This window comes from Aedoeadaptatus urinae (assembly GCF_900155585.1).
Taxonomy (GTDB): Bacteria; Bacillota; Clostridia; order Tissierellales; family Peptoniphilaceae; genus Aedoeadaptatus; species Aedoeadaptatus urinae.
In genome coordinates this window covers 617,934-630,748 of the sequence record NZ_LT707418.1, presented here as the reverse complement: position 1 = coordinate 630,748, position 12,815 = coordinate 617,934, and the positions used below count along the sequence as shown (strand labels likewise).

Genomic DNA, 12,815 nt, shown 5'->3' with positions numbered 1-12,815 from the left:
TTAGTTGTATCCCTTCACTTGTTGAAATGCCTCCACTAAGTTTTCCCTCCCGTCGAAGACCCGGGCCCTCGAAAGCTTGGCCACTTGATCCAGCTCTTCCGGATCCGCTGCGCCGAAAAGTATGCCGAAAACAGGGACGTCTTTGCCTAAAGCGTCGTAGGCCGTTTGAAGGTCTTCGATGGTGGCCGTGCCGTTTGCCATGCCGTCGGTTAAGACGACGACGGCAGGAGTATAGTTTTCTATGGAAGCATCTTCTTTTTTCATAAGATCCAAGGCATAGATAATGGCTTCGTACATAGACGTTCCGCCGCTGATTTCGTAGCTTTGTGATTTTTCGTAGAGGGCTCTCAGATCGTCGCCGTTGCCGTCGGCGGAATCGGAGCCGTAGACAGTATCGGAAAAGGGAACGAGGATAGTTTTGTCTTTGGATGTTCCTAAGAGCAGGTTTTTCTCGGCGTTTTCCGGAATCAACACTTCTTCCAAGGCCCGGTTCATTTGCTCCAAGCCTATGCCGTACATGGAGCCGGAGTAGTCCAGAACATAGATGGTGAGAGCCGGCTTTTTAAACTGCCCCTGATAGAGCCTTAAGGCCTCCATAATGACATCGGCCTTGGGCAGGCGAACAGGCGACAGGACGCGGTTTAAGTCGATGCCCCATTCCTTTTTGTAGATTTTTTTGTTTTCTTCTCGTACCGTGCCGTAGGCTGAGCGCTTGCCCGTCTTTTCGATGCCGTCCTGGGACTTGTCGGAGAGGAGATAGTGTTGAAAATCCAGAAATAGTTTTTCCTTGTCGGCATCCCCCTTATCCACATAGGCCAAGGGCGAATCGCTTAGGGAAAGACCGTCCACGGGATAGACGCAGTACAAGGGTTCTTTGCCTTCTTTTTCTAAACGCTCGTTGGTTTGAATAATGAGGGTTTCGTAGTTCACCATGGCGTCGTAGTCGCCGTCGAGGAAGAGGTCCACGAGCCAATTGGATGAGCCGGAGGATCGTTCGGCGCCCTTAAGAAGCGAGGTGATTTGGTTTTGTAAAGCGGGATCGGCCAAATCTTGAGACGTCAGACCGTCCTTTGAAGGGGATAGGGCGGAGAGAAAGCCTAAGTAGGCCGAGGCGCCGGAGTTGGACTGAGTGGCGGAAGTCATGCAAAATTTCAGTTTGCCCGACTCAATGGCCTGTATGATCTCCGATGTGGTCACATCTCGGCCGACGAAGCCCAGCTCTTCGGCGAGGGAACGCTTGATTCCGAAGACCACCGGCGTAATGGAGGTGGTTTCCGTGTGTTTTAAGAGGCGGTGTTCGTCGCCGAGGGTGAGCCAAATGGAGGATGCGGGCCAGACTGCGTCGTAGTCCAATTCGCCTGATTGCAAAAGGGCCATAATATCCAAAGAACCCAGGTAGTCGATTGTAATATTGACCTTATTCTTTTTGGCGAAGGATTGGATGATCGGTTCGAGCATTTTGTTTTCCGAGCCTGCGACGATCCGCAGCGTGTCCGACCCGTAGCCGTCCACGGTAAAGGTTTTGTTTGAACTCCGAGACGCGCCTTCGTCGGCGGTGGTATTTTCTTCGCTGCCTCTGCTGCAAGCGACCAGGAGTAGTGCCAGAAGTATTAAGCAGAGAAGTGATTTGTGTTTCATATTCATCCCCCTTTCGACACAATGAAATGGAAAAGATCTCTTTACTTTATTATGGAAGATATGAATAAGGTAAACTACCGCCGGTGCAATAAGATTATGTAATATCTGTGCAAAGTTCCCATCATAGACTTGGCAGAGAATCCCCTAAGAAGCGAGATTGAATTGCGGTGAAACTTTAAAGACAGACAGCTACTCCTTCGATGAATCGCGACAAATAGGGTAACAATAAGAATGAAAAGCGGACTTATAAAAGAAAAGTCAAACAAGGTCAAAAGATTATTGCAATCCACGGCAAAGGTGCTATAATGGAATCAAGGTCAAAGAAAGTCAACTGAGGTGATTTATGGAATATAAAGATTATTATAAAATTCTCGGCGTGGAAAAAGACGCCGATCAAAAGACGATAAAAAAAGCGTTTCGCAAGCTGGCGAAGCAATATCACCCGGACCTTCATCCCGACGACAAAGAGGCACAAGATAAGTTTAAGGAGATCAACGAAGCCTACGAGGTTTTATCCGATCCGAAAAAGAAACAGACCTATGACCAATTCGGAAGCGCCGGTAATTTCTCCGGCGGCATGAATTTCGATCCCTCCCAATACGGTTACACCTACACCACCACCGGCGGCGAAGGGGACTTCAGCGATTTCTTCGATATGTTTTTCGGCGGAAGCGGAAGCACCGGCTCGAAGCGCAGAACCTCCGCCTTTAATATGGGGGATATCTTCGGCGACTTCAAAGGCGGCGGCGCCCGCAGAGCGCGCAAGCCCCAACGGACGCAGTACGCGGCGGAGCTCACCGTTTCCATGGACGAGGCCTACCGCGGCGTAGAGCGGCGTGTAAGCCTCACCGTGGGCGGACGCGGGGTGGAAATCCCCGTGAAGGTGCCCGCAGGCATTACCGAGGGCAAGAAGCTGAAGGTGCGTGGCGATAAATTCGGCGTGGATGGAGACATCCTCTTTAAAATCCACGTTACGGCGCCTAAGGGCGTGGACATCCAAGGACTTGACATCGTCATGGATCAAACCGTCTATCCCTGGCAAGCCTACTTCGGCGACAAGGTCACCTGTACCTTGCCCGCCGGCAAGCTGCGCATTACCGTCCCGGAAAAAACCAAGGGCGGTCAAAAGCTGCGGCTGCCGAAAAAGGGCTTAAAGGATTTAAAGGGCAACACCGGCGATGCCTACATTCGCTTCGTCATGGTGAACCCGGATCATTTAAGCGAGGAAGAAGAAGCCCTCTATAAACAATTAAAAGAAAATCACAAAACCACGAAATAAAAATTAATCTAATGTAAGAAAGGAGTGCCATATGAAAATCGATAAATTTACACAAAAAAGCATGGCCGCTTTAGAAAGCGCGCAAAATTTGGCACAAGAATACGGAAATCCGGAGGTAGACGTCCTCCACCTAAACAAAGCTTTGGTCTCCGACGACGAAGGCCTGATTCCCCGCGTCTTAAACTACATGGGCATCGACGCCAAGGAAGTTGAAAACGCCCTGGACCGGGAAATCGGCCGCCTCTCCAAGCAAACCGGCGCCACGCCCCGCCTCTCCAATGCCATGAACGGCGTCTTAACCGACGCCTTGAAAGAGGCCAAGCGCCTCGGCGACAGCTACGTCAGCGTGGAACACCTCTACCTCGCCATGATCAAAGGCGACGGGGTGAACAACAAGCGGGTTCTTAAAGAATTTTCCATCGACGAAGACAGCTTTATGGGCGCCTTAAAAGAAATTCGCGGCAATCAACATGTGACCAGCGACAATCCCGAAGACACCTACGAGGCATTGAATAAGTACGGCAGGGATCTGACGGCGGAAGCGGCCAAGGGAAAAATGGACCCGGTCATCGGCCGCGACGACGAAGTGCGCCACGTGATCCGCATCCTCTCCCGCCGCACGAAAAACAATCCCGTCTTAATCGGCGAGCCCGGCGTCGGGAAGACCGCCATTGTGGAAGGCTTGGCCCAACGAATCGTGGCGGGAGATGTGCCCGACGGCTTGAAAAACAAAACCGTCTTCTCCCTGGACATGGGGGCATTGATCGCCGGGGCCAAGTACCGCGGGGAATTTGAAGAACGCCTGAAGGCCGTCTTAAACGAAGTGAAAAGCTCCGAAGGCGAAATCATTATGTTTATCGACGAAATTCACAACATCGTCGGCGCCGGCAAGAGCGAAGGGGCCATGGACGCGGGCAATCTCTTGAAGCCCATGCTCGCACGGGGCGAGCTCCACACCATCGGCGCCACCACCCTGGACGAGTACCGCAAGTACATCGAAAAGGACCCGGCCCTGGAACGCCGCTTCCAAAAGGTGCAAGTGCAAGAGCCCACGGTGGAAGACACCATTTCCATCCTGCGTGGTCTGAAGGAAAAATACGAAATCTATCACGGCATTCGCATTTCCGACGGCGCCGTCATTCAATCGGCGATCCTTTCCGATCGCTACATTTCCGACCGCTTCCTTCCCGACAAGGCCATCGACCTTATGGACGAAGCCTGCGCCATGGTGCGCACGGAAATCGAGTCCATGCCCACAGAAATCGATGAAATCCGCCGACGCATCCTTCAATTGGAAATCGAACGGGAAGCCTTAAAGAAGGAAACCGACGATGCGTCGAAAAAACGCCTCGCCGCACTGGAAGAAGAGCTGGCTGAAGAAAAGGCCGATTACGACGCCCTCATCGCCCGTTGGGAAACGGAAAAGAAAGAGCTGGAAGGCGAAAAAAATATAAAAGAAGCCATCGACAGGGTGCGCCACGAAATCGAAGAAGCGGAACGCAACTACGATTTGGAAAAGCTCTCCGCCCTGAAATACGGCGAGCTGCCTCAATTGGAAGAAAAGCTGAAAGAGGAGCAAGGCAAGGAAAAGGGCGACGGCAAGCTCATCAAAGAAGAAGTCACGGAGGAAGAAATCGCCGAGGTCGTCAGCAAGTGGACGGGCATTCCCGTCTCGAAGCTCGCTGAAACGGAACGGGAAAAGCTTCTTCACTTAGACGACATCTTAAAGAAGCGCGTCGTGGGCCAGGCCGATGCCACCAAAGCCGTAAGCGACGCCGTGCTCCGCGCCCGCGCCGGGCTTAAGGCGCAAAACCGCCCCATCGGCAGCTTCATCTTCTTAGGGCCCACCGGCGTAGGCAAAACCGAAACCGCCAAGGCCTTAACGGAAGCCCTCTTCGACGACGAGCGGAACATGATTCGCATCGACATGAGCGAATACATGGAAAAACACAGCGTCTCGAGATTGGTCGGTTCACCCCCGGGATACGTGGGCTACGACGAAGGCGGCCAACTCACCGAAGCCGTCAGGAGAAAGCCCTACTCCGTCATCCTCTTCGATGAAATCGAAAAGGCCCACCGCGACGTCTTCAATATCCTTTTGCAAGTCTTAGACGACGGCCGCTTAACCGACAACCAAGGCCGCACCGTGGACTTTAAAAATACGGTGATCATTATGACCTCCAATATCGGCTCCCAAGATTTAATCGAAGGCGTCACGGAGGACGGCCACATCTCCGATGAAGCGAAAGATTCCGTCAGCAGAGAAATGAAGGAACACTTCCGCCCGGAATTTTTAAATCGGGTGGACGAAATCGTCCTCTTTAAGCCCCTGCTGAAGGACGAAATCGTAAGGATCATCGACACGAATCTCGCGGAAATCGAAAGCCGTTTGGAAGACAGAGACATTCACATCTCCGCCACCGACGAAGCCAAGGACAAGATCTTAGCCGAAGCCTACGACGTGCTCTACGGCGCACGGCCCGTCAAGCGCTATATCCAAAACCACATCGAAACCAAATTCTCCCGCGCCCTCATTGCCGGCGAGATTATGGACGGCGATCATTTGGAAATTGCCGTGGACGGCGACGACTATATCATCAAAAAATAAATCAAAAACAAAACGCTCGAGAGACCTCGGGCGTTTTTTGCGTGGGGGGAAATGATGTGGGGTATGAAAAAAGTAAAAGAAAGAAGCAAAGGAGAAGAAAATGATTTACGATTACACAGTAAAAGACATCGAAGGGCAGGATCTGTCCTTGAAAACCTACGAAGGCAAAGTGCTTTTAATCGTGAACACCGCCTCAAAATGCGGCTTTACGAAACAATACGCCGGCCTTCAAGCCTTATACGAAAAATACAAAGATCGGGGTCTCGTCGTCTTGGCCTTTCCCTGCAACCAGTTCGGCCATCAGGAGCCCGGCGAGGAAAGTGCCATCAAAAATTTCTGCAGCGACACCTTCGGCATCACCTTCCCGGTCATGGGGAAGATCGACGTCAATGGCGAGGATGCCCATCCATTGTATAGGGAATTGAAAAAAGCCCGAGGCGGACTTTTAGGCGACGACATTAAGTGGAATTTTACGAAATTTCTCGTGGACAGAGAGGGACACGTCGTGGATCGCTTTGCGCCGCAAAAGGATCCGAAGAGCCTGGAAGAAAAAATCGAGGCGCTTTTATAATCAGAACAGCCGCCGTGCACGATGCACAGTGGCTGTTTTTATGTAAAAACCGATCGACGGCGGATTTACAAAATCCTATTTGCTTTTGCAGGGTTTGCAATAGACTTTCTCTTTCTCCTCGCCGCAACTTTCCAGACCCCATTTTCCCATACAGACAATAACAGGAATAAGACTCAAGCCCTTTTCAGTCAAGCTATATTCCACCCTTGGCGGGATTTCCGGATACTGTTTGCGGTTTAAAATGCCATCTTTCTCCAGTTCCTGCAGGGATTTTGAAAGCATGGTATTTGTTACATCCCCCAAACGTTTTTTAATGTAGCTGTAGCGGTAGGGGGTGCCGTCGGAGAGAATGCATAAAATTGAAATTTTCCACTTGCCGCCTACCACATCCATAAAATAACGAACCGGGCACATTAGATCTTCCCCGGAAACCCATCCGCTCATACGAACTCCTTTAGTCATAAAAAACATACTAAATACAATAATATTGCGTACTTGTTAGATGCTGATCTAAGGGTATAATTATTCCGTAAGACAAAAGATCAGGCAAAGGAGAATGACAATGAAAGTGATCGAATATTTGCAAAACGCCAAAGTATTTTACGCAGCCACCACAGACGGGAATCAACCCCACGTCCGCCCCATTGGCTTTGTCATGGAATTTGAAGGCCAATTGGCTTTCTACACGGACAATCGCAAAAAAATGTGCAAACAATTGAGGGCCAATCCGAAAACGGAACTCTGCGCCCTGGACGGCAAGATGAATACCCTGCGCATCACCGGCGAAGCGAAATTCATCACGTCTCCGGAATCAAAGAAGGCTGCACTGGAAGCCATGCCCATGTTGGCGAAAGCTGGCTACAGCGTGGAAGACGACGTCTTCGAAATCTACACCTTGGAAAATGTCAGCCTGTCTTACGCAAATATGGCGGGCAAACAATTAGACGGCATCGAACTGTAAAACATCGAACAAAAATCCCCTTTCTCGCGCGGGAAAGGGGATTTTTTAATGGATGACATAGCAAAAGTTATGTCTTCCCTTTAATTTAAGCTCTTGCCATAGGCCATAAGCTTTTCGGCAAAGGCACGGGCTCTTTCCTTTATAGCCTCGTTCATAAAGGGCTCCTTGTAAGAACGCTGGCGCTCTCCGTAGGCTCCGAAGAAATTTAATTTGTTGTGCTTCGCGTAGCGGGCGAGCCCTTCCGTCAACAGATCCGAGGCCTTTTCCTCCGGGTAGCCGAAGGTGGAGAGGAGGGCGATGGTTTTACCCGCCCACAGCGACGGGCCCATGGTCTCGCCGTAGTACTTGCACATGCCGTAGACCAGTCGGTCCATGACGATTTTCATGGGCGGCGTACAATAGATGGAATAAATCGGCGTGGCGAAGAGTATCAGATCACTTTCGAGGGCAGCATCGAAAATAGCCTGCATGTCGTCGTCGTGAATGCAGTGAAAGCCGTCCGTCACCTGCTGGCATCGACGGCAGGCGATGCAGCCTTTTAATTTCATATTGTAGAGATCGAAACGAGTCACCTCGACGGAACCCTCGAGTCGTTTCGTGATTATTTCAAGAAGCTGTGCCGTATTTCCCCGGGCACGGGGGCTTGCGAATAATATTAGCAGTTTCATAGACTCCATCCTTTATGCTTTCATTCTATCACAGGGCCCTGGCAAAACGAGTGGCACTATTGCTTACGCGTCTACAAAAACCGGTTCGATGAGATTACCAACAGCTTTTATTGCCCGTGGACGGCGACGAATACGTCATCAAAAAATAAAGCAAAAACAAAACGCTCGAGAGGCCTCGGGCGTTTTTTGCGTGTAAAAAATTAATAAAGAAAGAAGCGCAGGCGGAGCTTAAAAACTTCCCGAGGATCGGGAAAGGATCCATGCACTTTTTCTATAAGATCGGTATATGATAGAAGAAATAAATAAGAGTTAGACTTTATGTTTAAAAAAACAATATAATAAAATAGCCGATTTTACGGCGTGTTTAAAATATATCTAGTATGATGGTTTGGAATTAGGCTTCTCTAATTTCAAAGGAAAGTACGTAGTTTATATTTCAGGAGGTAATAATGATTGGAAAACAGAAGACAGCCTTATTGCTGGCTCTCACCATGGTCTTGGGCATGTGCTCGAATGCCGTTTATGCATTGGGAGAAAGCATGGGGCCGGATTATCGCGTCGATAATCCATATGGAGGTACGGGCTATTTAATTCCCGAGGACAAGTACGTGCCGAAGGCCGACGATAATGACACATTTGAAGTTCCCTGTGTCAATCTTTGGATCGGAATTCGAAATGCTCACGGTGAATTAGAACCGTCGGCACAAGATCAAGAGACGCGTATCACCACAAAAGGCGACGTCCGTCGCATTTGGAAATTTTCTCCGGAAAAATGCGTGCCCCATAACGTAGGAGAATGCGGCGTTAAAGTTTCACGCCTCTATGGTTTAGAATATGCGGAAGATCTTCGCTATTTATCTCTGCCCTATCAACGGGTAACCGATCTTTCCCCCCTCGCCGGTCTGACGAAATTAGTCTTTCTCAATTTGAAAGACAACGAGTTTACAAGTCCCGACGGAAAGCCCATGGAAACCACTTACCGGGGAAAGACGACGACGCAAAGCCCCGGACAACGGATCACCGACTTTACGCCGTTAAAGAATCTCAAAAATCTCGAATACTTAGATGTCTACGGAGCGAAGCCGGGCAAGACCATCGAAGCTTTGTCGGGCTTAACCAAGCTGCGCAGCTTGAGTATTTGGGCCAATGGCGTAGATAATATTAACTTTGCCAAAGACCTGAATGAATTGGTTTTATTTAACGCACAAGGCAATCCCATTTCGGATATTTCCCCTCTCAAGGGCGCCGTCCATATGGAAACTCTTAATTTGGATGCGGGCAAGACAAACGAGGACAAAGCAAAGCTGGAAGACATCAGTCTGTTAAAAGACATGCCGAATCTGACCTTCCTGAACATCAGCAATCAAAACGTTTCGGATCTGTCGGCCTTAGCCGATGCGGAACACTTGGAAGAAATTTGGGCCATTAACAATGCTAATTTGAAAGATTTAAGTCTTTTGAAGAAATTGCCTCGCCTGACAAAAGTCGTCGTCGACGTGAAAGAATCGGAAGCGGCTTTTAAAGAGGCGAAGGCTTTGTACAACGATTTAAACAAGATGATCCTTTCCAAGAAAGACAAGGCGAATCTGGACAAGCTCCTAGGGGCGTCTGACAGTGTAAAAGCATTTTTCAGCCAAGAAGAGCTGAAGAGCTATGAAGAATTACAAAAGAAGCTCGAACAAGCCGATACCGCCGAAAACAAATTATTTGATCTGAAGGCCGTCTATGAAATTCGCGGCGCAAAAGAAAAAGAGATCACCCTAAACGTCGGCGACGATGCGAGCAAATTGCCTGAAACCGCCACGGCAGAGGTGGAAAAAATCTCCGGTGGCATCGATCAAGGAAGCATTTCTACGGACCCGACAACTAAAAAGCAAACACTGAAGCTCGCCGTCTTGGACAGCAAGGGCAAATTGTTCGAAAACCCGGTGACCTTTACGTTAAAAAATAGGGATACGGGGGCAGTTGAAAAAACCGTTCAGTCCGAGGGTGGATACATTACCCTTCCATTAGGTGATCTGGCCGGAAGAAACTATCTTCTTTACCTCAATGGGAAGAGGATGTACACCATCGTGCAAATGAACGGCAAATTGCTGACTCTAATGGACAGCAACGGGAATGCCGTGCGCAAACCCGAAGAATTTGGGAAACACCTGGTCATCTTCTTGCCCGACGATGTTTCTCAACAAGAAGGGGAACCCATGGGCGAGTACGTCCAAGGCAGCAACAGTCGCGACTTTATCAAGTTGGCCGTAAAGAAAGACGGCAAGCTCTATAGGGAGCCGATTACGGTCAAAGTGGGAGCAGAATTCGGATCATTGGATAGCTATACGGAATATACGTCAAAAGATGGCTATATTCTGCTTGATAAGAACACCTGGACCATTTACACGAAATATCGGGCCATTTATAACAACAAAATCGTCTATGAAATAGGGTCCGCTTTAGCAGGCAAAATAGAATGGGTCAACGGCGGCGCCGGCAAGTTCAATTTAACAAGGAAAAATAGTGAGGAGGAACGCCGCGCCTTGGTTCTCGACCTGGATGCGAATATGGGCGAAGTTAATCCCGGCGGCGGAACAGACCCGGGCGTACCGACTCCGAATCCCGGTGAAGGCGGAGATCAAACTCTGGACAAAGCAAAAATCGGCTTTTTCGAAGGTGGAAAAGAACTGCGCTTCGCCATCGTCGATGAAGCGGGCAAACTGATTACAGAGCAATTGCCACTGAGCTTCACATCCCGAGATAGCGGCGCACTTCCCATGAACCCCACATTTAACAAGGGAATATACACCATTAAGAGTTTCGGCGCCGACTACAGCTATCAACCGACTCTGCACCAAGATCAATATCAAATTATCAACAGTCACCTAATTGTTGACGGATACCCGACCTTCAGCAAAGTAGAAAAAAATTACAAGCATTCAACGCCCGGAAAAGAAGATAAGGATCACTTTATCATCAATGTAAAGAAGGTCGCAGAAGAAGCGCAATCCCTATCCATGTCGCCGGTGGCGTTGGCGGCCCCCGTGCAAGCCTCGGGAGCGAGAGAAGACATGGAAATTCCCGTAACCTGGGATTTATCCAACTTCGACACGTCTAAAGCCGGAACATTTACTTTGAAGGGCACCTTCAAAACCGACAGCCGCATTAAGAATACCGAAAATCATGAAGCGACACTGAAGGTGACCGTTAAAGAAGCGCCGAAGCCGGTTCGCGAATTGAAGGTTACATTCGCCATCAAAGACGGTGACAAGGATAAAGGCACTTTCGTTAAAAACGAAGGCGGCGGCGTGAACTCCCTTCTCGTTTTACCGAATCCCTACGACGCGTCGAAGCTCGCGAGTCAAGCGCCGAAAGTCCAAGCCAAAGAAGGCTATGCTTTTGAAGGATGGGACAAAGCATTCAAAGGAAACTTGACGGCCGACACGGTTTACTACGCGGTCTTTAAAGAAAAAGCCAAGCCCGTCGACCCTTCGAAGCCCGATGATCCGACGAAGCCCGTCGACCCGAGCAAACCGGTCGACCCGAATAAGCCCGTAAATCCCGGAAAGAAAGAAGACCACATGATATTCGGTGGCACGTGGATATTCCCCGGACATTCGACGACGCAGACAGTTGAAAAACCGTCGCCTTCCTTCAGTAAAGCGGCCTTCGTTGAAAAATTCAACATCCCCGTCAAGGGCACGGTCAAGGTCCCTATGTTTAAGGATATTCAAGGCACGCCTTATGAAAAGGCCATTAACACCATCGCATCCAGAGGCATGATGCTCGGTGTCGGTAACGATCTGTTCTCGCCGAAAACCGGAACCACTCGCGCCCAATTCTTCACTATGCTGTATCGCATAAGCAGAAACACAGAGTATACCAAGGCCCAAGGGTTCCCCGATGTCGAGGGCAAATGGTACGAAAACACGGCCAACTGGGCCAAGGCCACGGGCTTTGCCGAAGGATATGAAGACGGCAGTTTCCGCGGCGATCAAGTCATGACCCGCGCCGAGCTCGTGACGATTCTCTATCGGTTCTTAGAAAAAGCCGGCGTCCCCATGAACGCCGCTGCACCGTCTAAATTTGCAGACGATGCCGAATTCCAAGCCTGGTACAAAGATGCCGCGCGGGCACTGTCGAACATGGGTATTTTAGAAGGGGAAAAATTTGACGCCAATCGTCCCGTTTCCCGCGGTGAACTGGCATCTACATTGGAAAAACTATTCGAGCACATCGATCAATTAAGTAAAAACAAGTAGGAAAAACAATTCTGTTCAAAGGAATGGGCTCACCATAATAGGTGAGCTCATTTTTTGTCCAGAGGGTTTGATTGAAGAGGGAATAAACATTTAATTCTATGATAATACAAGGCGTTTCAGAGCAATATGTAAAATTTCAGAAAAAGCCTTGCAAAGACCGAGCAAATCGGTTATTATATCCAAGTTACCGAAGTCAATACGTGCGGAGAAGGGCCTTCCGGCCGGAAATATCCGCGAAAAATGCCTAAACCCCTTGATTTTAGGTTATTTTTTATGTATAATACTACGGTATGCGTGAGACATGCGTTGACACAATAGGTGGCTTTGAAACAGGCGCAAAGATGTGTTCGCATCGGAGGCTTGCGGAAAAGGGAATTATTGTCGAGAATGTCCAATCGTGAATTGGGCGACGGAGCGCCCGACTTTTTTTACGGGCTACAGAAAACACCCGGATCAGTTGATCGGCGCTCTTCCCTTATCGTTGAGGAAAATGCACTAGGAGGGACTAAATGTCTGCAAATGTAAAACAAAAAATCAGAATTCGTTTGAAAGCTTATGACCACGAGTTATTAGACAGCTCCGCTCAAAGAATTGTCGAAGCGACAAAGGCCAGCGGCGCCGACGTATCGGGTCCGGTACCCTTGCCGACGGAAAAAGAAATCATTACGATTCTTCGTTCCGTCCACAAACACAAGGATTCCCGTGAACAATTCGAACAAAGAACGCACAAGCGTTTAATCGACATCATGAACCCGAATCAAAAGACCGTGGATTCTTTAATGAAACTCAATCTGCCCGCAGGCGTAGATATCGAGATAAAACTGTAAGCTGTCGGACTATATG

Annotated in this window: 9 protein-coding genes; 6 read left to right on the top strand and 3 right to left on the bottom strand. The window is 49.3% G+C overall.

Annotated features, from left to right (window positions below):
* A complete protein-coding gene (locus BQ7397_RS08235) occupies nucleotides 1-1,638 on the bottom strand; it encodes a substrate-binding and vWA domain-containing protein (protein WP_077075595.1) in 1,638 nt (545 codons plus the stop codon).
* A gap of 343 nt (nucleotides 1,639-1,981) precedes the next feature.
* Here BQ7397_RS08235 and BQ7397_RS08230 point away from each other — a divergent pair, with 343 nt between their 5' ends.
* From BQ7397_RS08230 to BQ7397_RS08220, 3 genes are all read left to right on the top strand, one after another.
* Nucleotides 1,982-2,917, top strand: coding sequence for a DnaJ domain-containing protein (locus BQ7397_RS08230; protein WP_077075594.1), 936 nt, complete (start codon nucleotides 1,982-1,984; stop codon nucleotides 2,915-2,917).
* A 31-nt stretch (nucleotides 2,918-2,948) separates the two neighbouring features.
* Nucleotides 2,949-5,525 carry an ATP-dependent chaperone ClpB gene (gene clpB / locus BQ7397_RS08225; protein WP_077075593.1) on the top strand — a complete coding sequence of 859 codons (2,577 nt, stop codon included), beginning with the start codon at nucleotides 2,949-2,951 and terminating at the stop codon, nucleotides 5,523-5,525.
* Nucleotides 5,526-5,625: 100 nt separating this feature from the next.
* On the top strand, nucleotides 5,626-6,096 hold the full coding sequence (locus tag BQ7397_RS08220; protein ID WP_077075592.1) for a glutathione peroxidase: 471 nt from the start codon (nucleotides 5,626-5,628) through the stop codon (nucleotides 6,094-6,096).
* A gap of 75 nt (nucleotides 6,097-6,171) precedes the next feature.
* Here BQ7397_RS08220 and BQ7397_RS08215 read toward each other — a convergent pair whose 3' ends face one another.
* Entirely contained in the window at nucleotides 6,172-6,540 is a 369-nt protein-coding gene (locus BQ7397_RS08215) for a winged helix-turn-helix transcriptional regulator (RefSeq protein WP_077075591.1), read from the bottom strand.
* Nucleotides 6,541-6,658: 118 nt separating this feature from the next.
* Here BQ7397_RS08215 and BQ7397_RS08210 point away from each other — a divergent pair, with 118 nt between their 5' ends.
* Complete coding sequence (locus tag BQ7397_RS08210; protein ID WP_077075590.1) at nucleotides 6,659-7,057, top strand: pyridoxamine 5'-phosphate oxidase family protein; 399 nt, start codon at nucleotides 6,659-6,661, stop codon at nucleotides 7,055-7,057.
* Between the two features lie 80 nt (nucleotides 7,058-7,137).
* Here BQ7397_RS08210 and BQ7397_RS08205 read toward each other — a convergent pair whose 3' ends face one another.
* Complete coding sequence (locus BQ7397_RS08205; RefSeq protein ID WP_077075589.1) at nucleotides 7,138-7,725, bottom strand: flavodoxin family protein; 588 nt, start codon at nucleotides 7,723-7,725, stop codon at nucleotides 7,138-7,140.
* A 449-nt stretch (nucleotides 7,726-8,174) separates the two neighbouring features.
* On the opposite strand from BQ7397_RS08205, the gene BQ7397_RS08200 reads away from it, so the two are divergent.
* Together BQ7397_RS08200 and rpsJ are read left to right on the top strand one after the other, a co-directional pair.
* Entirely contained in the window at nucleotides 8,175-11,972 is a 3,798-nt protein-coding gene (locus tag BQ7397_RS08200) for an S-layer homology domain-containing protein (protein ID WP_077075588.1), read from the top strand.
* Nucleotides 11,973-12,481: 509 nt separating this feature from the next.
* A complete protein-coding gene (gene rpsJ / locus BQ7397_RS08195) occupies nucleotides 12,482-12,799 on the top strand; it encodes a 30S ribosomal protein S10 (protein WP_068368942.1) in 318 nt (105 codons plus the stop codon).
* Nucleotides 12,800-12,815: the final 16 nt, after the last annotated feature.